Origin of the sequence: Lichenifustis flavocetrariae (assembly GCF_026130545.1) — a bacterium.
Lineage (GTDB): Bacteria > Pseudomonadota > Alphaproteobacteria > Rhizobiales > Beijerinckiaceae > Lichenihabitans > Lichenihabitans flavocetrariae.
In genome coordinates this window covers 15,101-37,576 of record NZ_JAMOIM010000026.1, presented here as the reverse complement: position 1 = coordinate 37,576, position 22,476 = coordinate 15,101, and the positions used below count along the sequence as shown (strand labels likewise).

At 61.5% G+C, this 22,476-nt stretch carries 18 protein-coding genes; 15 read left to right on the top strand and 3 right to left on the bottom strand.

The window, feature by feature from the left end:
- Window positions 1-43: 43 nt before the first annotated feature.
- Entirely contained in the window at window positions 44-427 is a 384-nt protein-coding gene (locus M8523_RS26060; RefSeq protein WP_282587818.1) for a hypothetical protein, read from the bottom strand.
- Between the two features lie 130 nt (window positions 428-557).
- On the opposite strand from M8523_RS26060, the gene M8523_RS26055 reads away from it, so the two are divergent.
- Window positions 558-776, top strand: a complete 219-nt coding sequence (locus M8523_RS26055) for a hypothetical protein (protein ID WP_282587817.1) — start codon at window positions 558-560, stop codon at window positions 774-776.
- A complete protein-coding gene (locus tag M8523_RS26050; protein ID WP_282587816.1) occupies window positions 769-1,785 on the top strand; it encodes a glycosyltransferase family protein in 1,017 nt (338 codons plus the stop codon). Before M8523_RS26055 ends, M8523_RS26050 begins: the two co-directional genes overlap by 8 nt.
- Window positions 1,786-1,898: 113 nt before the next feature.
- Here M8523_RS26050 and M8523_RS26045 read toward each other — a convergent pair whose 3' ends face one another.
- Both M8523_RS26045 and M8523_RS26040 read right to left on the bottom strand, forming a co-directional pair.
- Entirely contained in the window at window positions 1,899-4,016 is a 2,118-nt protein-coding gene (locus M8523_RS26045) for an EAL domain-containing protein (protein ID WP_282587815.1), read from the bottom strand.
- Window positions 4,017-4,303: 287 nt separating this feature from the next.
- Complete coding sequence (locus tag M8523_RS26040; protein ID WP_282587814.1) at window positions 4,304-5,365, bottom strand: acyltransferase family protein; 1,062 nt, start codon at window positions 5,363-5,365, stop codon at window positions 4,304-4,306.
- 66 nt (window positions 5,366-5,431) lie between these two features.
- On the opposite strand from M8523_RS26040, the gene M8523_RS26035 reads away from it, so the two are divergent.
- The 13 genes from M8523_RS26035 to M8523_RS25975 all read left to right on the top strand — a co-directional run bounded on the left by M8523_RS26035 (window position 5,432) and on the right by M8523_RS25975 (window position 22,459).
- Window positions 5,432-6,529 carry an acyltransferase family protein gene (locus tag M8523_RS26035; protein ID WP_282587813.1) on the top strand — a complete coding sequence of 366 codons (1,098 nt, stop codon included), beginning with the start codon at window positions 5,432-5,434 and terminating at the stop codon, window positions 6,527-6,529.
- 37 nt (window positions 6,530-6,566) lie between these two features.
- Entirely contained in the window at window positions 6,567-7,772 is a 1,206-nt protein-coding gene (locus tag M8523_RS26030; RefSeq protein WP_282587812.1) for an acyltransferase family protein, read from the top strand.
- A 70-nt stretch (window positions 7,773-7,842) separates the two neighbouring features.
- Complete coding sequence (locus M8523_RS26025; protein WP_282587811.1) at window positions 7,843-9,081, top strand: glycosyltransferase family 4 protein; 1,239 nt, start codon at window positions 7,843-7,845, stop codon at window positions 9,079-9,081.
- 85 nt (window positions 9,082-9,166) lie between these two features.
- Entirely contained in the window at window positions 9,167-10,015 is an 849-nt protein-coding gene (locus tag M8523_RS26020; protein WP_282587810.1) for a glycosyltransferase, read from the top strand.
- Between the two features lie 40 nt (window positions 10,016-10,055).
- Window positions 10,056-10,655 carry a class I SAM-dependent methyltransferase gene (locus M8523_RS26015; RefSeq protein WP_282587809.1) on the top strand — a complete coding sequence of 200 codons (600 nt, stop codon included), beginning with the start codon at window positions 10,056-10,058 and terminating at the stop codon, window positions 10,653-10,655.
- A gap of 352 nt (window positions 10,656-11,007) precedes the next feature.
- On the top strand, window positions 11,008-12,558 hold the full coding sequence (locus M8523_RS26010) for a beta strand repeat-containing protein (protein ID WP_282587808.1): 1,551 nt from the start codon (window positions 11,008-11,010) through the stop codon (window positions 12,556-12,558).
- Window positions 12,559-12,639: 81 nt separating this feature from the next.
- Window positions 12,640-14,289: a glycosyltransferase family 4 protein gene (locus tag M8523_RS26005; protein ID WP_282587807.1), complete on the top strand. Its 1,650-nt coding sequence runs from the start codon at window positions 12,640-12,642 to the stop codon at window positions 14,287-14,289.
- Window positions 14,290-14,616: 327 nt separating this feature from the next.
- Entirely contained in the window at window positions 14,617-15,333 is a 717-nt protein-coding gene (locus tag M8523_RS26000; protein ID WP_282587806.1) for a coiled-coil domain-containing protein, read from the top strand.
- Window positions 15,333-16,631, top strand: a complete 1,299-nt coding sequence (locus M8523_RS25995) for a CgeB family protein (protein ID WP_282587805.1) — start codon at window positions 15,333-15,335, stop codon at window positions 16,629-16,631. Before M8523_RS26000 ends, M8523_RS25995 begins: the two co-directional genes overlap by 1 nt.
- Window positions 16,631-17,395, top strand: a complete 765-nt coding sequence (locus M8523_RS25990; protein ID WP_282587804.1) for a glycosyltransferase family 2 protein — start codon at window positions 16,631-16,633, stop codon at window positions 17,393-17,395. The genes M8523_RS25995 and M8523_RS25990 overlap by 1 nt, the downstream gene beginning before the upstream one ends.
- Before the next feature lie 107 nt (window positions 17,396-17,502).
- Complete coding sequence (locus M8523_RS25985) at window positions 17,503-18,618, top strand: 2OG-Fe(II) oxygenase (RefSeq protein WP_282587803.1); 1,116 nt, start codon at window positions 17,503-17,505, stop codon at window positions 18,616-18,618.
- 167 nt (window positions 18,619-18,785) lie between these two features.
- A complete protein-coding gene (locus M8523_RS25980; RefSeq protein WP_282587802.1) occupies window positions 18,786-20,957 on the top strand; it encodes a type I secretion system permease/ATPase in 2,172 nt (723 codons plus the stop codon).
- Window positions 20,954-22,459: an HlyD family type I secretion periplasmic adaptor subunit gene (locus tag M8523_RS25975; protein ID WP_282587801.1), complete on the top strand. Its 1,506-nt coding sequence runs from the start codon at window positions 20,954-20,956 to the stop codon at window positions 22,457-22,459. Before M8523_RS25980 ends, M8523_RS25975 begins: the two co-directional genes overlap by 4 nt.
- Window positions 22,460-22,476 lie beyond the last annotated feature (17 nt).

Below are 22,476 nucleotides of genomic sequence, written 5' to 3'. Positions count from 1 at the left end.
GAGGTCGAGCACCGCGCCAAAGGTGCTCGCCAATCAGCGCGCCTCAGCCGGGCGTGAGTTGGCGTGCCGCCGCCTCCGCAGTGTCCTCGGGACGCGTGTTGAAGGCGATCGCCGCATTGGGCGCTGCTCGGTGGACGGCGTTCACCACGGTCTCGAACAAGGCCAGGCTCTTCGGCGGAAGCCTGAGGCCGCCGCCGATCACCACGCAATCGTAGCGCGCGCTCTGCAACTGCTTCTCGATGGCGGGCCCTGCCGTATCGTCGGGAGTGACCATGCAAAGGTCGCACTCCCATCCACGTTCTCCTATCTTTTCGACCGCCACCCTGATGCCCGCGTTGATCTTCTGCGCGTCGAAGCCCGGCGGCAGGGACGGATCGGAGAAGTCAACGGTTTCCGGTTTCTGGCCAACGAATAAGATGCGGGTCATTGCTTGTTCTCCAATCGAGGAACGGTGCGCCTCCGGGACAAAGCGATCCATGATGCCTTTGCGGTCAGGATGTCGCGTGATATCCGGATCACATCGCTCAACGACTCTAACGCTTTGTGATGGCACTGACATGCATGCGGCTCTCGATGACCTTCGCGGGTTGATGATGCCGCGCCTCTCGGTGCTGCCGACGCTCGCCATCAGGCGTGTCGCGGCGCTCTCCGGCTATCATCCGCTCGGCCGCCTCCTCACACGGGGAGGTCACAGCATCGCGCGCCGGATCGTCCGGTGGCCATCGACCAACCGCGGCGTCGCGCCGCGCGCGCAGGTCTGCACAATGCATGCCTGACCAGGAGATGGTGTCGAGCGCTCTCCGCAAAACAAGACTTGAGCCGATCTTGGCCGGCGTGGTGGTGTTCAATCCCAACCCGGTCCAGTTGCGCACGCTCGTTGACGAGCTCCGGAAGCAGGCGACGGGCGTCGTGCTCTTCCTCAACAGTGCCTTGCCTGAGGATCTGCGCCACGATTTTGCATTCCTGCCGGATGTGAGCATGATCGAGGCGACCTCGAATCTCGGCATCGGCGTCGGGCTCAACATCCTCGCCCTGGCGGCCTGCCTCAGAGGTGCCGGTGGCATCGTGTTCTTCGACCAGGATTCCACCCCTCCATCGGGACTCATTGGACGGCTCGACGCGGCATGGGCCGACCTCGTCGATGCCGGGGTGCGTCCGGCTGTCGTCAGCCCGGTCCTCGTTCCAGAACCGGGGACGATCAGCAAGGCGCCGACCTACCAATACCTCAATCGCCCTGCCCTCGGCTCCGCGCGGCAGGTCTCCTTCGTGCCGACGTCCGGGTCGCTGGTCGCGACGGACGTGTTGCGCCGCATCGGGTTTTTCCGGGCCGACTACTTCATCGACGGCATCGACCTGGAATGGAGTTTCCGCGCGGTGCGCCAGGGGTACTCCTGCTGGGTCCAGACGAGTTGCGCGATGCCGCACGCGGTCGGATCCGGGGTGATCGGCAGCCGGCGGTTCGGGTGGCGCATGCCGAAACAGCGCCCCTTCCGCATGTATTGCGTGGTCCGGAATACCGTCTACGGCCTGCGTCTCGGGCATATTCCCCTAAGTTGGAAGCTGAAGCAGGTTGCCTATCTTCCGGTGCAGACGGGCGCCTTCCTGCTCCATCACCGATTGAAGTGGTCCGTCCTGAAGCTCTTACTGCTCGGCGTCCGTGACGGACTCGCGGCACGCCTCGGACCACCACGAGGTCTCGAAGGCGGCGACGACCATTCTCATGGCCGACGGAGCGGCCAGCTTGTCCCGAAACGTGTGTGTGGCAGCGGGGCAAAAGAGATTTGAGCCAAGCCAGCATGCGTCGGGGAATCGCATGAGCAGATGGCCATTCTCGCCCTGTCGGAATGAGAGATCCTGCACCGCAACTCGACACCCGCTTTCCTCTCGCTTGGGCTGCATTACGCCGCCGAGGTGAGAAGAGCGGGCGGATTCTGCTTGGTGAGTAGATCGCTGGCCGCGCCGGCTGGCAGAGGCTTGCCAAAATGGTAGCCCTGTCCGAATTCGCATCCCTGGTCCACAAGGTGGCGAAGGTGACCAACGTCCTCGACGCCCTCAGCCAAAGTATCGATGCCGAGGCTCCGACCCAACGCCAAAATAGTCTCGACGATCTTCATGGACTCCGCGTTGGTCGGCATCGATTGCACGAACGACCGGTCAATCTTGATCTTGTCGAACTTCAATTCGCGCAGGTGGTGCAGGCTGGAGTAACCCGTGCCGAAATCGTCGAGGGAGATCCTCACGCCATGTTGGCGCAGGATGGCCATGACGTTCTTGGCGCTCGCGATGTCACCAATCAATGCGTTCTCGGTGATCTCCAATTCAAGCCGCGAGGGTGGGAATTTCTCTTGCTGCAAGATTTCGAACAGGGCTCCGGGCAAACCCGGGTCAGAAATTTGCGCCGGTGTCACGTTGACGGCGAGCGTGAGGGTGTTCGGCCACGCCAGGGAGTCCCGGCAGGCCTGTCGAAGCACCGAATAGGTCAATTGCGGCATCAGGCCGGCTTCGTCGGCGATTTGAATGAACTCGTCTGGGGACCGCAACAACTCGCCGTCGTGCCAGCGCGCCAGAACCTCGAAACCCACGATCGTATCCGTCCGCAAGTCGACCAGCGGCTGGTAGTGCGGCCGGATGTCGCCCTTTAAGATCGCATGGCAGATCCTGGCTTCCAGATCGGCGCGGGCGCGCAACTGCACGTCCATTTCCGCCTCGAAGAAACGAAAGCTTCCACGTCCTTCACGCTTCGCCTTGAACATGGCGAGGTCAGCCGCATGCAGGAGGGTCTCCGCGTCATCCCCGTCTGTGGGAGATACGGCGATGCCAATGGATGTGCCGACAGAGACGCTACGCCCGTCCAACAGGATGGGGGCGTTGATGCATGCAAGGATGCGTTTGGCGACGCGGTGCGGCGTATCTGAGCCGGGTTCAAATTCCAAGATGATTGCGAACTCGTCGCCGCCGAGGCGTGCGGCCACATCTCCGACACGGAGAATTGCACCCAGCCGTGTTGCCACTTCGCACAGAACCTTGTCGCCCGCACTGTGACCGTGAATGTCGTTGACGGGCTTGAATCGGTCGAGGTCGAGAACCAGCACCGCCGCGGCGAGGCTGCGGCGAGCACTCCGCTTGATGATATCGTTCACCGCCGAGGCGAGCACGCGGCGATTGGGCAAGCCCGTCAGAACATCGTGACGGGCAAGGGCATCCGCGCGGCTGTGCGCCGCCTTGGTTTCCTCATGCGCCTTGGCCAAGGCGACCGCGTTGTTTCGGTAGATGTCCAGTGCCTGGGTCATCCTGTCGATCTCGCGATTGCGGCCGGAGGGCGGGAGGACGACATTGAGGCGCCCCTGGGAGAGGGCGATCAGGGCTTCGGTGATATGTGCCATTGGCCGGAAGACGCCGGTGAGCAGCACACCCATCATGATCACGCCAGTAGCCATCGCGATCCCTGCCACGACAAGCACGGTGCGGCCAGCTCCTTGGGCGATCACAATGGCGTCTTGGCGGGCCGCTCTCGCTTCCGTTTCCGCAACGAGGGCCAGACCCTTGGTTTGGCGCTTCACCTGGTCGAAAGCGTTGGCTAGCCTTGCCTCATCGTCGGCGACTTGTCTGTGTCGGCCCTCGGCTGCTGTGCCCAGGATGTCTTGTTGGAGCCTGGAATACACGGAGCGACTGCGCTCGAGGTTCTGGAGCAGGCTGCGCTCCAAGGGCGAGTCCACAAAGCGCATGTAGCTGAAGATCTGCGAGTCGACGGCTTTGTTGCGACTCTCGATAAGGTCCCGCGCGAGCTGGTCCTGGTCCGGATCACTTGCCTTGAGGAGGAAGCTGTCGACGAAGCGGATCTGCTGCTCAAGATCGGTGATGTTCGCGGCAATGCGTGTTTTGTCGACAACCCGCCCGTTCAGATCACCCGCAATTCGCCCGATCTGCCCCATTCGCTCGATCGAGACGCCTGCGACACCCGCCAGCAACAAAAACATAAGCGCGAAACTGAGGAGAAGTTGGGTCTTGATCCTCATACGCGTAGTTCCTGGACGACGGTCTCACTTACCCGAGCCATGGAATGCTGAATATCTAAACAAAGGGTGCGCCAAAGGACTGATAAATTTAAGGGAAAAAACAGACGCTTTCGCCGGCTAGACACGACACCAAGATTGGATCGGCGCGGGAAGCGTAACTTGCTGTCGGCGGCAGGATCGGTTTATCGGCACGCCGGCAGAGTAGCGGACATCGTGTCCAAACGAGACGCCGCATCACGCCTTGTCTTTGCCCACGCATTACCGATCAGAACAACATAGGGCCGGGGTCAAACCGTTAGGCGCGCTTCCCTGAAAGGCGTCCTGCTGTGGCGGCGAAGCGTCAATGCAATAGGCTTCTCCACCCCGTAATGGATAGCGGCAGCCAGTGAAAGAGACAATGGAATCGAAATTAGTACCGCAGCAGGCTTAGAAATAATGCCGCCGAGAGCAACGACGCATAGGTTTGCGGCCGTACAATGAACCAAGTACAAAGGATAAGAGATGATCCCGAGCCATCCAATGGCTTGAAATGCAACCCCCGGAATCACCGACCGGGAAGCGGCCAATAACAAACACACCGAAATGCAAGCGAATCCAGCGTAAACCGTTCCCGGGATTTCGGCAAAATCGCCGCGACCTTGCGCCGTAAGCAGAAGGGCCACACCGATCGCCACGGCGCCGATCCAGCCAAGTTGTTTTCGGTAAGCCCGATATGTCAACATGCCGAGAACGAAGAAGGGTGCGAACTGCGGTGCGACGATGATGTAGCTCGCCTGCACCAAGGGCCGTTGCGGATCGAAACTCATCCAGCCAGGAAGGGCGAAGCGATAGAGGGCCGCAAGCAGCAGCCACCCGAGTGCCAGCCTTTCGATATGGCGGAGGGAATTGCAAGCCAGGACGACCGCCATCGCCAGGTAGAAGCTGATTTCGAAGGCTAACGTCCAGTAGGGATTGGCGATGTTGGGAATATCGAAAAAGGATTGCAGCATGGTGGTATTCAGCAGCACCGTGCGGGCATCGTATTTGCCGACGCCAAGAACATAGATGGCCGTCAGAAACACCGACAGGAGATAAGCGGGATAGAGCCGAACGACTCGCGCACTCAAAAAGTCCTGCACGGACGTTGTGCGTTCCGCCACCATCAGAATGACGAAACCACTGATGAGGAAAAACAGCTCCACGCCGAGCAGGCCGAAACGAAAGAACTGCGTGCTATTGGGCGTGTCGAGGGCGATATGTTCCCAATGGAACAGACACACCGCAACGGCGGCTATTCCCCGCAATGCGTCCAAGCCAGCCAAGCGGCGCGGCTGATGCCCAAGGCCACCTGGTGCGACGACGCGATCCAAAGACACCCTCCCGGTTCGATGTCTTGTACCTCCCTCGCCCCTGCCCCGCAATCCGTCGACCGGCCGTTGAGCACGGTCGGCGTCAGGGCGTCTCATGAACGCCTCGCAGGAATACAATATGCGCGCGCTTTTGCGGCCCTCGCGGTGATGCTGTCGCATGCGGTGGGTGACGTGGCCTCCCACGGCGGGTCTGATCTCACCGCCTTCTTCAATATCGGTGCGGCCGGCGTGGACCTGTTCTTCATCATCTCGGGGTTCGTGATGGTGCACAGTTCAGCGCATCTCTTCGGACAACCCGGCAGTCGACGTGTGTTCCTCGGCAGACGCCTGCTGCGTGTCGTGCCACTCTATTGGCTCGCGACGACGGGTTACCTGTTGTTGCTGATGGCCCGTGGCAACTGGCATGGCTTGGACGCGAGCGGGCTCGCCGCATCGCTGGTGTTCTGGCCCGTGCGCAATCAGATGGGGTCAATGCTGCCGACCTACGGGATCGGCTGGACGCTCAACTACGAGATGTTCTTCTATGTCTGTTTCGCGGTGGCGCTCGGCTTTCGGCTGCAACGGGGATTGTGGTTGATCGTAGCCTCTCTCTGCGCATTCGTCCTGTGCGGGCGTTTAATCGACCTCCCGGGAGCGCTGAGGTTCTGGGCGCATCCTGTGCTGCTCGACTTTATCTTCGGCCTTCTGCTTGGCATGTTTTACCGCCACAAAGGGCGGCTTCCCCGGGCCGCCGCGATACTCGCCATCATGGCCGGTCTCGTGGCCCTCATTGTCGTCGCCCGCGCCAACATCGGCTTCTCGCCGGACGACCCGGAGCACGCGGCGTGGCGCTGGCTGTTCTGGGGCCTGCCCTGTGCGGCCGTTTTCGCCGGGCTCACGCTCAAGCGCGGTCCCGCTGCGTCTCCGCATCGGCTTCTGGGCTTCCTGGGCGACGCGTCCTACGCGCTTTACCTCGTCCACCCGATCGTCATCATCCTGCTGCGATCGACCCTTCCCTCTTTGGTGGCGGCCTTCTCGGGTGACGTTCGCGCCGCGAGTCTTGTCCAACTCATGCTGATCACGGCGAGCACGGTGATCGGCGCTGCGCTCATCCACCTGGCTGTCGAGAAGCCGATTTTGCGGCTGGGCAGACGATCACCGCCTCAAGTAGGATCCGCCGCATGACCCGACTCCGATCCGGTGACCTGTGAGGCCAAGACTCTTGCCGGCTACGTCCACAGATACGCGTCCAAACGGCAACGCATCCCTCACAGAAGAGGCCGCAGTAACGGCCCAGACGATTGATCTCGCGACCGATCAGAAGCCACACCTTCCTCAGCCCGCGAAGGCCGATCGCCGCAACTCTTTCGACGCGATCAGGATGTTTGCGGCCTTCTGCGTGTTTTACAGCCATGAGCTCGGCATGGCCGGTTATCTGGAGCCTCCGCTCGGTCCGCTCGGCATCACTCTATCCAGCACAGGCCTCTATATCTTCTTCGGACTGAGCGGCTATTTGGTTGCCCTCAGCCTTGCGCGCGATCCACGCATCTTGCGCTTTTCCGCCGCGCGGCTTCTGCGAATCTACCCGGCATGGATCGTCAACATGCTGTTTTGCGTCGTTCTCGGCTCGGTCGTCACGTCGCTTTCTCAGATGGATTTCTGGAGCGACGCTCAGACCCACAGCTTCCTGGTCCACGACCTGCCCATCGTGACAACGCCGACACAGTTCCAGCTCCCGGGCGTCCTGGCCGATGCGCGCTGGCCGGTCATCAACGGCTCGATCTGGACGGTCAAATACGAGCTTCTGTGCTACGCCCTGCTGCTCGTCCTGCACAGGCTCACGCCTTTGCGCCTCCTCGGCCGCCCGGCCGTCCCGGCCATCGCGGCGGCATTGTTCGCAGGCGCCTACATCCACCACATCTCCACCACGCCGAACCCCGACCCCGCGGTGTTCTTCTCGCGATACAATAGTTTCAATCTTCTGCGCTTCTTCATGACCTTCCTGGCCGGAGCCACCTACGCGGCTTCGGAGCCCCTCACCGAGCGCGTCCGTCTGATCTTCCTCCTCGTTCCCGCGGGGCTGATCACCTTCGGTCCCTCGCCGGCATTCGGCCGCGCCGGCATCATCCTGCTGCTCACGTTGTCGGTGATCGAACTCGGCAAGACGCGCTGGCTTTATAGCCGGACCTATCGCCGGATCGGCGATCTCTCCTATGGCACCTTCCTTTACGCCTATCCGATCCAAAACCTCGTGACGACGCGCCTCTTCGATGGCCACAATTTCCATCTCGTCGTCGCCCTATCCGCCGCCGGAACCCTCGCCTGCGCGCTGATGTCATGGCGTTTGGTGGAGCAGCCGGCGCTAAGCGTTCTGCGTCGACTCGATAGGAGCACCCCACAGCTTGCCGGCGCCGGCGAAGCCATATAGGCGAACAAGAAGGATCATCCTATAGGACGGGCGGTCTTAACCGATCCTGTGAAATTCAGCTGTCTGCGGCATGACCAAGAGATCCTACCTTTTTATCCACCAGAACATGCCGGCGCAGTTTCTGCACCTTTGTCGATACCTCAAGGCACACGGCCACGACGTGGCATTCATCACGAAGAACCAGATCAACCAGATCGCGGGCGTGACGAAAGTCATGTATCCGACGCCGAGGGAAGCCCATGAGGCCAGCCATCCTTATGTGAAGAGTTTGGAATCGGCGGTTCTGTATGGCCAGGCAGCTTTCCGGTCGGTCAAGAACCTTGAGAAGCACGGTTTTAAGCCCGACATCATCGTCGGACATGCCGGCTGGGGCGAAACCCTGTTCGTCAAGGATGCGGCGCCTCGGGTGCCGCTGTTGACCTACTTCGAGTTTTTTTTCAAAGCGATCGGGCAGGACGTCGGATTCGATCCCGAACAGCCACCCTCGATTGACGCCTGGCTGTCCCTTCGAATCAGGAATTCGGTGGCGTTGCTTTCGAATCATGCCACGGACTGGGGGCTGACGCCGACCCAGTGGCAGTTCAGCACCCATCCGAACGAATTTCGTCAGAAGATGTCGGTGATCCACGAGGGGATCGACACCAACGCCATCCGACCAAACCCTGAAGCCCGCTTCATCCTGCCCGATGGGCGGGAACTTCGACCGGGCCAGAAGATCGTGACATTCGTGGCTCGCAACCTCGAACCTTATCGCGGCTTCCATATCTTCATGCGGGCACTCCCCGAGATCCAGCGTCGCCATCCCGACGCCGAGATCCTGATCGTCGGTCAGGAAGGAGTGAGTTATGGCCGCAGGTTGCCCGAGGGTGACAGTTACAAAAAGCGCATGTTGGCTGAAGTGTCGCTCGACCTCAGCAAGATCCATTTCACAGGCCATCTGGCGACACCGGAATTCCGTGCCGTCATGCACGTCTCGGCCGCCCACGTCTACCTGACTTACCCGTTTGTATTGTCTTGGTCGATGCTGGAAGCCATGGCGAGCGAATGCCTCGTCATCGGGTCAAGAACGGCCCCCGTAGAGGAAGTGATCGAGGATGGCCACAATGGCCTATTGGTCGATTTCTTCGACGTCGCAGGCCTCGCTGACCGCGTGAACGAAGCCCTGTCGAAACCCGAACGCTTTCGGGACCTGCGCCGGGCTGCGCGCAACACGGTCCTGGCGCGCTATGACCTCCAATCGGTTTGCCTTCCGCGGCAATTGGCGCTGATCGAGAACCTCATCGCCTCCGGACCAGGGCGAGGCGATTGACATGGGCAAGCGCCGCATTCGCTACATGCTACGATCCTTTCCGGAGCCATCCGGCGGGTGTCACCAGACCAGGCGTCACGTGAGGATGCTTGTCGAGGCCGGCTTCGATGCCGCGCTTGTCACGAACGATCTGTCCGACGCTCATTTCTACAATTTGGGTGTCCCGGTGGTGCTGGAACGGGATTTCCATATTACCGGTGACGACATTCTGGTGATCCCGGAGGGGTGGCATCAACACTTCACCCGGCTCAATGGGACGGCCGCCGAAAAGGTTTGCTTTTGCCAGAATCACTTCAATGTGCATCGTACTTTCGCACCGGGACAGGACTTCAGCACGTTCGGAGTAGAATCCGTCCTCTGCTGCAGTCGCATCGTCGCGAATCACCTCGAACGCTACTATGGCGTGAGTGACGTCCGGGTCGTTCCGTGCGGGATCGAACTCCCAGCAGCGATCCCGCAGGATAAATCCCTCGTCGTCGCGTTCATGCCCCGCAAGGCCGGCGCGGATGCGGGGATTATAAGGGATCTCTTCCGGCGCAAGCACAAGGATCTGAAGGATATCTCCTGGCGCTCCATCGACAAATGCGCCCATGCCGACGCCATGAAGGCCCTGGGCAGCGCGGCGATGTTCCTTTCACTGTCCCATCGTGAGGGCTTCGGTCTTCCCCCTGTCGAGGCGATGAGCTACCGAACGTTGGTGGTCGGCTTCCACGGCGACGGTGGCCGGGAATATGCCACGTCCCGCAACGGCTACTGGCTCGCGGAAGGCGATCTATTGGGATGCGCCGACGCGCTCGCGCTGGCATGCCATATGCTGGCCGCGGGAAGCCGCGAGGTCGCCGATGTTCTCGACGAGGCCCAGGCAACCGCCGCCCGCTTCAATATGGGGAACACCCAAGCCAAGCTTGTTGAATTCTGGTCGGAACGCGTCTGATCTCGGCGATCGAGCCGGTCTGAGCGGGAAGGGGAGCGAGATGCCTGTTGTGCTGCATGTGGGCTGCGGACCCAAGGACATCCGGCGAATGCCGGCCTATTTCCAGGATGGGACTTGGCGCGAGATTCGTCTCGACATCGACGCCGCGGTGCGGCCGGACGTTCTGGGAAGCATGACCGACATGGGGGCGGTCGAGAGCGGCTCGGTCGAAGCCGTCTTTTCATCGCACAACATCGAGCACCTGTTCCCTCACGAGGTGCCGGTCGCACTCGCCGAATTCCAGCGTGTGCTCGGCCCGACCGGCTTCGCACTGATCACCTGCCCCGATCTCCAGACTGTTGCGAGCCATGTCGCGAACGGCCGCCTGCTCGATCCGCTTTACCAGTCTGGTCTCGGTCCGATCACCCCATTGGACATCCTCTACGGCCACCGCGAATCGATCGCGCGCGGCAATCACTTCATGGCCCATCGCGGCGGCTTCACCATGCGGACTCTTGGCGCCGCGCTTCAGGAGACCGGTTTCGGCCGTGTCGTGATTCATCGCCGGCAACCGCATTTCGACCTCTGGGCCGTGGCTATGCGCACCGACCCGGGTGAGGAGGCCGGAAACGCCTTGGCCGGTCGGCTCTTCCCGACATGACGCTGCCGCGCAGTACACCTTGGCCCGCTCCGATTCAGCATCGCTTAACGACGCTTTCTCGATGCGCCGCGGCTCAGAAGATTCTTGCAGAGCTTGAAGCGGCTCCGTTTCGACTCAACGGCTTAGCCGTAGAGGTCGGGCTGTTGCCGATAAACCACGAGCCGAAGGTTGCTCTGCGTGCATGCACAACCGGCTTGCGGGAAATGAGACGGTCAGCTACGAAATTCTTCATCTCGTAGCGGACCGTCGAAGGCCGACTTTGAGAACCGATTTGTTGGCTTTGCCGAGATACGATCTTTGGTTGAGCAGGCTTTCGGGCCTTCAGAAACGCGATCCCCCGGGGGTATAAAAAATGGCATTTTCTTTTACCGGCACGCAGAACAACGACACTTTCACGGGCGGCGCGGGCGGCGGCACCGCTACAGGCGCTGCTGGCAGTGACAGCCTCACCGGCGGCACCGGCAATGACACTCTCCTCGGAAACACTGGCGCCGACACGCTAACCGGTGCCGGCGGAAGTGATCTGATCTACGGCGGCACTGACGACGATATCATCAGCTTCGGTGTAGCGGGCGACGCCGGTGCATCGCTGATTTATGGCAATGCCGGCGCAGATAGCATCACGTCGCAGGGTAGTTCGGGAGCCAACACGATCGTCGGTGGTGACGACTCGCTCGACGGCAACGACACGATTAACCTGGCGATCGATACCGGCACAGATTTGGTTCTGGGCAACGGTGGCGACGACTCCATTACGGTTGGCACGGGCGTCTCGTCTGTTGTTGGCGGTTTCGGTAACGACACGGTTGCTCTGGGCGCTTCGAACGCTTCTGACCTCGTGCTCGGCAACCAGGGCAACGACAGCATCACCGGGACGGGTACCGGGGCGAACACCGTCTATGGCGGCATTGGCAACGATGTGGTGAACCTAAGCGGTTCGGGCGCCAACCTCGCGTACGGCGGCGCAGGTGCAGACACGATTACGCTGAGCGGCAGCGGCAGCAACACGATCGTTGGCGGTGACGATTCGACCGACGGCGCTGATTCGCTGACCGGCGGCTCGGGAGCTGATCTTATCCTCGGCAACGGCGGTAACGACACGATCATCGGTAGTACGGGCGCTAACTCGCTGGTCGGCGGCTTCGGCAATGACTCGGTCACATCGACCGGCAACGACCTGATCCTGGGTAACCAGGGTGCCGACACCATCTCCATTGCAAATACGGCGCTGGATACCGTTTATGGCGGGGCTGACAACGACGTGATCACCACTGCGGCAGGCGGAACGACCGCCCAACTGCTGTATGGAAATGACGGCGCAGATTCGCTGACCGGTGGTAGCGCCAACGACACGATCTATGGTGGTTCGGACTCGACGACAGGTGGTGGCAACAACGACGGTGCTGACACAATCGGTGGCGGCGCTGGCAATGACCTGATCTTCGGCGGCGCTGGCAACGACTCGATTACTGGTGGCGCGGGTATCGATACGATGTCCGGTGGCACGGGTGCCGATACCTTCGCGTCTGTTGCTGGCCAGACCTATACGGCGGACGGTACCAATGTGACCGGTGTCGACTCGATCACCGACTTCAGCGCAACCGATGCCGACAAGCTGGTCCTTGGAGCCACGGTGGCTTCGTTCACGGATTATCGCGCCAATGCGACGGTCTCGGGCCAAGCTACGCTAGCCCTTGCAGCGAACTCGGCGGTCACCACTGCCGGCACCGCGCTGGGTGCAACGACCGCTGTGAACGCAGTGGAGTTCACATATGGTGGGACCAACTACGTTGCGGTGAACTTGGACGGAACCGCTGGTTTCAATCTCACCAACGGTGCGACAACCGACGCGCTCGTCAACGTTGGTTCTTCGGTCCTGACCGGAACGTCGAACTTCGCATAAGGCTGATTTGATTTAAAATTAGGAGGGGGGCAGCTTGCTGCTCCCCTTTTTTGCGTTTGAGACGCGGTCCGCTTCGAGCCCATGCAATTTGCCCTGACCTACGCACCCGCTGTCTTCGACACCCGTACCCGCATGATGGGGCGGCAAGCGGCTGGAGAAGGGTTTTTGCGGGCCGCCTTGGCGGCCGGTCCGGAACGCATCTGGTGTTACGCTCGGACACGCGCGGAAGCCGAGGCATTTGGGCGAGACGCGCGCCGTCTGCATCCTCATCCGCCCGAAATACGTTTCATTTCCTGGGGCCAGCCGGCCCGCCTTCTTCAGGCTGGAACGCTGTTTCGCCCCGATCCAGGTCTGGCCGACGATGCGTGGCGACGCCAGCGTGCCGCCGAGGCTCGATCATGGAGCATCTGCGGCATCACCCATACCCTCTCCAGCAAAGCCGCCATGGATTGCGTGCCGGCGCTGGTCCGCGCGCCGCTGCAATCCTGGGATGCCCTGATCTGCACCTCGACGGCTGCCCGCGATGTCCTGCGTCATGGCCTTGAAGCCGAGATCGAGTATCTGCGGTCGCGGTTTGGAGCTGCTCACATCCCGATGCCGCAGTTTCCGCTCATCCCGCTCGGCGTTCACCCAGAGGCTTTCGCGTTCCCGCCAGGCACGCGGGACGCGGCCCGTGCCCATCTCGGCCTTGCCGAAAGCGATGTGGCGGTTCTCTTCGCAGGCCGTCTTTCATTCCATGTGAAGGCCCACCCCGCTCCCATGTTCCTCGCGCTTGAGGCTGCGGCGTCGCGTTCACACGTCCCTTTGCACCTGATCCTCTTCGGACTGTTCCCCTCGGAGCCCGTTGCGGCTGCGTTTCGGGAGGAGGCCGCACAGCTCGCCCCCTCCGTGCGCCTGCACGTGCTGGACGGGCGCAGCGACATCGATCGTGACCGGGCGTGGTCAGCGGCTGACATTTTCACATCCCTGGCCGACAATCTGCAGGAAACATTCGGGCTCACGCCAGTCGAAGCCATGGCCGCGGGACTCCCGGTCGTTGTCAGCGACTGGGACGGTTACAGGGATACGGTTCGCAATGGCATCGATGGTTTTCGAGTGCCGACACTCATGGCGCCTCCAGGCACGGGTGAGGACATCGCGGATCAGTATGAAGCCGACTCGATCGACTATGATCGCTACGTGGGCTCGGCTTGCCTCCTGACGGCTGTCGATGTGGAAGCGGCGACGGACGCCTATGCGAAACTCATCGAATCGCCGGATCTGCGTCGCCAGATGGGGGAAGCTGGTCGTAGACGGGCGAAAACCACCTATGATTGGTCACTGGTGTTCCGTCGCTACGTCGCGCTTTGGGACGAACTCGCTGAACGGCGCAGGGCTGATGTCGCGACACCGGGCGAGCGCATTCGCGCGCGACGACCTGAACGTCCCGACCCCTTCACGCTGTTTCGCACATACCCCACCGCAGTACTGCGAGACGAGAGCCAGATTTCCCTGATCGGTCAACTCGGACCACGGGACGCCATGATGCGTCGCGACCTGAAGTCCGTCGCTTTCGCGCAATCGCTGCTTCCAAGCGATCGGTTGGTTCACGACCTTTTCTCGCAGTTGGCTCACGAGGGCACGGCAACGCTAGTCAAATTGCGCGTAAGCCTACCCAATCATACGCCGGCCAGCGTTCTTCGGGCTGTCCTCCTACTCGCCAAGATCGGCGTCCTGCGGGTGGTGCCGTAAGGCCCTCTCCAGGTTCAAGCCTTCATGAGGAAGTCGCTCCGACTTCGATCCATCCCGGAAGGTGGACCCGTACGGTGCATGCCTGTGCGTCGCAACGATCGTCGTTCGAGGACGTACCCGGTCCGCCCTGGGAGGATACCCCAACCCTAGACGGTTCCCGGCCTTCTGTTCTATGGAAGTCGGGTGAACGCACCCAACCGCAACTCAGTTTCGTCGCCTCAGGTCGATGGAGATCTCCGACAACCCGGGGATGTGCGAACGTCGACACATGATCCGTTGGATGCGTCTCCGGCGTCCGTCCCGGAGCAAAGCATCGCGAGCGAGCCGGTGACCGAAGACCTCGCCGCATCGATCACCCGTCTGGAGGAGGCCCTCGAACAAGCCCGCCTCGCTGGCGAGAGCGCTGAACGGCGACTTCGGTTGCAGCGAGACCAGGTCGATGATGAGCTTGCGGCGGCTCTCTCGGCCTGTCGGCGCCTCGAAGAGGAAAAGCTGGCGGCATTGGGTCTCGACCGGGTGAGGGATGCCGAGGTGTTCCAGGCGGAACCATCCAGCCCCGCGTCCGCCCTAACCTTGATCGGGTTACGCGAGGAATGGGCGTCCGCGCATCGCGCCGCGATGACGGAGCTGCAGGTTGCGCATCAGGAACGGCTCGAAGCGCAGGCGCACGAGCTCTCGCAACGCTATTTCCAGGAGTTGCAGGACATTGCCGTCAAAAACGCGAAGGCGATGCAGCATCAGGCGGAGCACTATCAAGCCAGGGCCGATGAAGAGGCGCGACGGCGCGCGCATGAGCAGGCTGTTTTAGCATCCAATCATGCAAGTGGCCTCGACTCCGTGCGGCAAGAACTTTCCGCCCGCTTGGTCGATGAGGCGGCCTTGAGGCAGCAGATTGCAGCCCTGACGTCGGAGCTGCACGTGATCCACGCCGAGACTGCCGCAGCCCATAGACGCATCCACGAACTCCTGTCGTCGACGAGTTGGCGGGCGGCCCGCCCGCTCAGGGGCGTGGGCCGCGTGCTTCGCTGGCTGAGCCGAAAGTGATGCAGGCGCTTGCGGAATCGATTGCCGCATCGGCCTCTCCGGCCGAAGCGGACGGTGAGACCATGAAGGCGCTGCTCGACCAGGCGGTCTCCCGGCTGGTTCGGCTCCCGGTGTTTTCAGCGTCCGACTATGCCGCATTGAACGCGGATGTCGCGCAAGCCGGGATGAATTTGGCCGAGCATGCCCTTCTGTACGGGTGTGCCGAGAGGCGGCAGATTTTCCGGCGTGATCAGCTTGCCCGTTCCTGGGGAGAAGCGATCGCGCGGACATCGCAATCTCCAGCATCCGCCGGCGCAGAACAGCCTGCGGCAGACCTTCCGCAATCCGTTTCGGTGTTCGTCAGTTCCTGGAGTGAACCGGCGATCGGCGATCTCGCCAAATGCCTCGTCCAAGACCTGACGCATCAGGGTGCCACGGCGACAATCGAAACCGAACGCACAATACCGGGATCCGAACTTGGAGCTGCGATCGTTGTCGCTCCACATGACTTCTTCCGGCTCGGCTTCGGACCGGCCTGGCGTAAGACCGCCTTGCCTCGTTCGGCGCTGATGCTCAACACGGCATCTCTGGCCTCCGATGCATTTGCGGCGGCACTGCCGTATCTGCTCGCCAGCCGCGGCGTACTGGATCTCTCGCCGCAGATCGCCGACATCATCGCACAAGCCGGCATTCCGGCCCTGCAGATCCGGCCCCGGATGCCGCCGCGGGATCGTTGGCTCGAAGACCGGGACGCAGATCACCCGCTCGTGCGTGCCTTGCCGGCAGAAGCGCGTCGGCCCGAACTCGTCGCGACCGATTCACGTCCAATCGATGTCTCCTTTGTCGGACGCCATACACCGACCCGAAGTGCATTCTTGGCGCGGATCACACCAGAATTGAGGAATTACAAGACCTTCTTCCAACTTCAGTTGGCCGCCGCCGAGCTGATCGATCAACTCATCCTCACGCGCGCCCACTATCGATTTGCGGGCCACCTCGCGGCCCGTAGCAAGATTGCCCTTCACGTCGCAGAGGACGAATTCGACAGCCTGGATTGGCAGATGACATTCCAGGCCATGGCGGGGGGCGCCGTGGTGGTGACCGATACTTGTCCCCCGCATGGCGAGTTCAAAGCGGGCGTTCACCTGTTCCAAGACGATTCCCGGCATCTTCCAGACGTCATCCGCTGGCTCTTGGAAGATCCGGACGGGCGCGCCGCCGCCGATGCCGCCCAGGCGGCGAGCCAGGGCCTCCTTGCGGACTTTCAGGCGGCGGCGCCCTGGCCCTCAAGAGCGGCCGCCTTGTGGGCCACACCGTGATGCCGGCATTCTCCCGCTACGACACGCTTTGGGAGCAGCCGTCGCGTGCGCCCGTGCATCCGCAAGCCGTCACGGTGGCGATCAGCCTGTTCAATTACCAGCGCTTCCTCGAAGCCTGCCTCGATTCGGTTTCGGCGCAGTCGCATCCGCGCCTTGAGTTGATCGTCGTTGACGACGATTCGCGGCTCGATGACTCGACCGGGGCGGCGCGCGCCTGGATGGAGCGCCATGCGGATCGTTTTGAGCACTCCCTGCTGCTGAAGCATGTCCACAACCGCGGTTTGGCAGCGGCCCGGAACACGGCATTTGCGCTGGCGCGAACCGATTACGTGTTCGTGCTTGATGCCGACAACGTGGTTTATTCCGATGCCGTGGCACGGCTGTTCGCGATGGTCACGGACGAGCCGTATGATGCCGCCTATTCGCAGATCGAGATTTTCGGCGACAGGCAGGGGCTGGGAACCGCCGATGTCTGGAGCCGCCGCCGGTTGGCGCTTGGCCCCTACATCGACGCGATGTCGCTCGTGCGGCGCCGCTCATGGGAGCAGGTTGGCGGCTATGACCACATCGAGGGCGGTTGGGAGGACTATGACTTCTGGTGCAAGTTCGCGGAAGCAGGGATGACCGGACTTTTCGTGCCGGAGGTGCTGTGCCGCTATCGTGTTCACGGCTCTTCCATGACGCTCGAACACACCTCCAAACTGCTTTCGCAAATTCCCATCAAGATGACGGCCCGTCATCCCTGGCTTCGACTGCCGCGCTGACCTGCCGAACCAGCCGCAAAGCTGAACCGACTCCGAGTCTCGGTCGGGATTGCTTCGGCGGCCTTGGTGCCCTAAAGGCCAAGCGTTCCTTCGACCACGGTCCGCAGATGCCAGAACTCTCCTTCGTTCATCTCACCGCCGGGGATCCTCTGCCGCGCTTTACCCAGCTCTGCCAGGGGATCCAATTCCATCCCGACGCAATGGCGGGGCGCTTCCTGGTATTTTGCTTCTACGGATCCTGCGCAGACCCGCGGGGACGAGCTGCTTTGAAGGCCGTCATGGCCCATCGCGATCGGTTCGACGATGCCCGCATGAGCCTCTTCGCCATCAGCACCGACCCCGAGGATGAGCGATCGAAGCGTATGAGCGACGTCCTCCCGGGCATCCGGGTCATGTGGGATTTCGACCGCTCCGTGAGCCGGCTACTCGGCGCTGCTCCTCGGGAAACCGAAGATGAAAGCACATTCAGGCAGTTCTGGCTTGTGGTCGATCCTTCGCTGCGTGTCATGGCAGCGATCCCCTTCGCACCGGATGGGAGCGACCAGGAACAGGTGTTCGACCTGCTCGATCGGCAGCCCCATCCGGCTCGCTTCGCAGGCTTCGAGATCCCGGCTCCCGTCCTTGTGATCCCCAACGTCTTCGATCAGGATCTTTGCCGCCATCTCATCGGACTCTACAACGCGCAGGGTGGCGACGAGTCGGGCGTGATGCGCAACAACACCGGCGTGTTCGATCGCAGTTTCAAAAGCCGCAAGGATTACACGGTCGAGGACGCCGGTCTGATCGGCCGCATTCAGGGTCTGATCGCGCGCCGTGTGCTGCCTGATATCGAGCGGCTCTTCTTTATGAAGATCACGCGTATGGAACGCTATATCGTGGGCTGTTATGCCGCCGAGGACGGTGGACATTTCCGACCGCATCGCGACAACAATTCGGGCATCACCCAGCATCGACGCTTCGCGGTGTCAATCAACCTCAACGGCGATTTTGAAGGGGGCGCGGTCAGCTTCCCGGAATATAATCCGCGGGGGATCAAAGCGCCGCCCGGTTGGGCCGTGGTGTTCCCTTGCGCTGCCCTTCATATGGTGTCGCAGGTAACCTCGGGGCGCCGCTATGCTTTCTTGCCCTTCGTGTATGACGAAGCGGGTGCAGCCTTGCGTCAGACGTATCTTTCGAGCGAGAATGCACGACAGACGGCGCCGGCTTCCCAAGCTGCCGAGTAAGTGCAGCCTCTTCGACACCACAACCGGGCTTCGCGGTCCCGCCACAATTCTCGATCATGTGAAGTCTCTGTCGTAGACGGACTCTCTCCTGCTCGAAGAAGGACATTTACAATCTTGATCGGCTTCTCACCCTGGCGCGGCTTTTTCCTCGGAAGGTACAGTTCTCTGTGAGCCTTGCGGAGCCCTCGACACCGAAAGACGCTCAGGCGCCGCAGGTGGACACCGGTCTACCAGCGCTGGCTTTGATCGCCAATTTCCACCGGATCAGTTGCGACGTGGGCCAGATCCGGCATGAACTCGGATTCGGTGAGCGGCTCTGTACGGGCCTGGACGTCGTACGCGCCAGCAAGCTGGTGCAACTCAAGGCACGGCGCCTCCAGCGTCAGAACTTGAAGACGCTCGCCGACGTGCCCCTCCCGGCCGTGGTGGAGATGAAGAGCGGCGAACTGCTGATCTACGGCCGGCGTCACGAAGACGGCAAGATGCGCCTCGTCAACGCCGTGACCCGGGAAGTGCGCAATCTTACGCCCGAGGAAATGACGGCGGAATGGGCCGGTGCGGTCCTTCTGTTCGCGCGACGCGTGTCGCTGAAGCAGGAAGTGGGCAACTTCTCGCTTGCCTGGTTCCTGCCGTCGATGTGGCGTTACCGCCGGCCGCTCGCCAGCGTGGTTGTGGCGTCGCTGTTCATCCAGCTTTGCGTCCTGGCAACGCCGCTCCTGTTCCAAATCGTTATCGACAAGGTCTTGGTTCACAAGGGGATGTCGACCCTGTACATGGTCGTGCTCGCCATGTGCCTCGTGGGCCTGTTCCAGGCGCTGCTCACGTGGCTGCGCACGTACATGCTGACCCATACCACGAGCCGCATCGACGTCGAACTCGGCGCCAAGCTGTTCGACCACATGGTGCGGCTACCGCTCGCCTACTTCGAGGCCCGCGCCGCGGGGCAGACAGTGGCCCGTATGCGCGAGATCGAACAGGTCCGCAACTTTCTGACCGGTCAAGCACTGCTGACGGGTCTCGATGTCATCTTCTCCTTCGTTCTCATCGCGGTGATGATTGCCTACTCGCCTTTGCTGTCGGCCATCGCTCTCGCGTCCCTGCCCATCTACGTGCTCATCGGCATCGCGTTGCGACCCATCCTGCGGCGACGTATGAACGAAAAGTTCAACAAGAGTGCGTTGTCGACGCAATTTCTGGTTGAATCCGTTGTCGGCATCCAAACCATCAAGGCCATGGCGATCGAGCCGGTGCTGCGGTCGGAGTGGGAAGAGAAGCTCGCCTCCTATGTTGGCTCGTCTTTCGATGCGGTCTCGGTCGCCAATGTCGGGCAGAACGCCTTTCAATACGTGAGCCGGCTCTCGTCGGCCGCGGTGCTGTTTTTTGGGGCCGAGGCGGTCATCAACGGCGACCTCACGGTCGGTGGCCTCATCGCCTTCAATATGATCTTCGGCCAGGTCACCGGCCCCATTCTGCGCATCTCGCAGCTCTGGCAGGATTTCCAGCAAGTTCAGATCTCGGTCGACCGGCTCGGCGATATCATGAACAGCTTCCCCGAATCGACGCCTATGGCACAGGCGCATCTACCGCCCGCCAAGGGCCAGGTCCATATTCGAGGTATGACGTTCCGCTACGACTCGGGCGGCCGCGAGATCCTCAAGGACATCAACCTGCAGATCCCTGCTGGACAGGTGATCGGCATCGTTGGCCCGTCGGGATCGGGCAAGTCGACCCTGACAAAACTCATACAACGGCTCTACAACCCCGAGCGCGGGCAGATCTTGGTCGACGGCATCGACATCGCCCAAGTAGATCCGGCTTGGCTGCGACGCCAAGTGGGCGTCGTGCTGCAGGAAAACTTGCTCTTCAACAAGACGGTGCACGAGAACATCGCTCTCGTAAACCCGGCGATGTCGCGCGCCCAGGTCATAGCCATGGCGCGGCTTTCGGGTGCCGACGAGTTCATCAATCGACTACCGCTGGGCTACGACACGATGATCGTCGAGCGCGGCGCGAATTTGTCAGGCGGCCAGCGCCAGCGCCTCGCGATCGCTCGCGCGCTCGCCGCGAACCCGCGCATCCTCATCCTCGACGAGGCGACCTCCGCTCTTGACTACGAGAGTGAGCGCATCATCCAGGAGAACATGCGGCATATCGTGAAAGGCCGCACAGTCATCATCATCGCGCATCGTCTCGCGGCCGTGCGGGAGTGCGACCGCATCATCGCGGTGCAGGACGGCCGGATTATCGAAGACGGGTCGCATGGCGAACTGCTAGCGCTCCCGACCAGTCTTTACGGCCGCCTCTGGCGGATCCAAGCCGGTGAAAGCGAGGCAGCATGAGCACGCAGACCGATCTTACCGTGCCGCCGCAGCCGAACCGTCTGCCGGCATTGGTGTCGCGGCTTCCGGCCCTCTTGCGGCGCAATAGTGCCCCTGCCCGCACTCCGGCGCTTTACACCGAGTTTCTACCCGCTCATCTCGAGATCCTCGAGAGGCCAGCCTCACCGAAGATGCACCTGATGCTGTGGACGATCTGCGGCATGCTGGCCGCAGCGATTGCCTGGAGTACGTTTGCCAGGATCGACATCTTCGCTGAAGCTCAGGGGCGGATCCAGCCAAGCGGTCGCTCGAAGGTCGTGCAGCCACTCGATGTCGGACGCGTATCTGAAGTTGCTGTCCAAAACGGCTCCGTCGTCAAGGCGGGCGATCTTCTTGTGCAGCTCGATGCGACGCTGAGCCAAGCCGATCGCACTTCCGCGCAGGCGGAGCTGCAATCGCTGCATGCAGAGATTGCCCGTCGCGGAACCGAGATCGCTGTTGTTCAATCCGGCGGTGCCAATGCGAGTATCAATTATCCCGGAGATGTCCCCGAGGCGCTACGCAAGCGAGACGACGCGCTGTTCCAAGCAGAGATAAGCCAGTATCAGTCGCAAGTGGATTCCCTGAAAGCGCAGTTGTCCGAGAAGACGGCACACAATCAGCGCCTCAAAGACAATATAGTCGCTCGCCAGAAGGTCATTAACTTCATGGCCGAGCGACTGAACATGAAGCAGACCTTGGAGGACCGCCAGTCGGGCAGCCACGCAGCCGTGATCGACGCGAGCCAGCAACTGGAGAACGAGCAGCGCAATTTAATGGACGATCATGGGCAGGTTCTTGAGAACGACGCCGCGGTTGTATCGCTGCAGCGGAAGCTCGATCAGGCCATGCGCGAATTCCTGGCGACACAGAACCAGAAGCTAAGCGATGCCGAGCGACGGCGCGAGGATGTGGAGCAGAACTACATCAAGGCGAACAATCGGGTACAGCAAGCGCGCATCGTTGCGCCGATCGACGGCACAGTACAGCAGCTTGCGGTGACCACCGTCGGGCAGGTGGTCACCTCGGGCCAGCCGCTCATGGTGATCGTCCCTTCGACAAAGGCGCTCGAAGTCATGGCGCTGGTACAGAATCAAGACATCGGTTTCATCAAGGTGGGCCAAGAAGTGGTTCTCAAGGTGGATGCCTTCCCGTTCAGCCACTACGGCACGCTGAAGGGCACGGTGAAACGCATTTCGAACGAAGCCGTGGACTCGCAGGAGGCCACAGCCTCTTCGGACGCAAGCACGCTCGCACGTCCGATCAACAACTCGGCTTTGAGCGGAAACCAAAAGGTGCAGAACCTCGTCTACCCCGTGACCGTGGAAATGGATAAAACCATCATCAACGCCGACGGAAAGAATGTACCTTTGCTGCCGGGTATGATGGTGACGGCGGAAATCCAGACCGGCGATCGCAGGGTTATTCAGTATGCTCTGGCTCCCATATGGGAAGCGTCGTCTCAGGCCGCCCACGAACGATAATGCCTGGACGGCCGAGC

What these genes read in the sequence shown, in the direction of transcription:
- M8523_RS26025 (WP_282587811.1), top strand. Translation starts at nt 7,843, where the DNA reads ATGACCAAGAGATCCTACCTTTTTATCCACCAGAACATGCCGGCGCAG.
- M8523_RS26045 (WP_282587815.1), bottom strand. Translation starts at nt 4,016, where the DNA reads ATGAGGATCAAGACCCAACTTCTCCTCAGTTTCGCGCTTATGTTTTTG.
- M8523_RS26050 (WP_282587816.1), top strand. Translation starts at nt 769, where the DNA reads ATGCCTGACCAGGAGATGGTGTCGAGCGCTCTCCGCAAAACAAGACTT.
- M8523_RS26005 (WP_282587807.1), top strand. Translation starts at nt 12,640, where the DNA reads ATGCAATTTGCCCTGACCTACGCACCCGCTGTCTTCGACACCCGTACC.
- M8523_RS26055 (WP_282587817.1), top strand. Translation starts at nt 558, where the DNA reads ATGCATGCGGCTCTCGATGACCTTCGCGGGTTGATGATGCCGCGCCTC.
- M8523_RS25975 (WP_282587801.1), top strand. Translation starts at nt 20,954, where the DNA reads ATGAGCACGCAGACCGATCTTACCGTGCCGCCGCAGCCGAACCGTCTG.
- M8523_RS25990 (WP_282587804.1), top strand. Translation starts at nt 16,631, where the DNA reads ATGCCGGCATTCTCCCGCTACGACACGCTTTGGGAGCAGCCGTCGCGT.
- M8523_RS26020 (WP_282587810.1), top strand. Translation starts at nt 9,167, where the DNA reads ATGCTTGTCGAGGCCGGCTTCGATGCCGCGCTTGTCACGAACGATCTG.
- M8523_RS25985 (WP_282587803.1), top strand. Translation starts at nt 17,503, where the DNA reads ATGCCAGAACTCTCCTTCGTTCATCTCACCGCCGGGGATCCTCTGCCG.
- M8523_RS26015 (WP_282587809.1), top strand. Translation starts at nt 10,056, where the DNA reads ATGCCTGTTGTGCTGCATGTGGGCTGCGGACCCAAGGACATCCGGCGA.
- M8523_RS26060 (WP_282587818.1), bottom strand. Translation starts at nt 427, where the DNA reads ATGACCCGCATCTTATTCGTTGGCCAGAAACCGGAAACCGTTGACTTC.
- M8523_RS25995 (WP_282587805.1), top strand. Translation starts at nt 15,333, where the DNA reads ATGCAGGCGCTTGCGGAATCGATTGCCGCATCGGCCTCTCCGGCCGAA.
- M8523_RS26010 (WP_282587808.1), top strand. Translation starts at nt 11,008, where the DNA reads ATGGCATTTTCTTTTACCGGCACGCAGAACAACGACACTTTCACGGGC.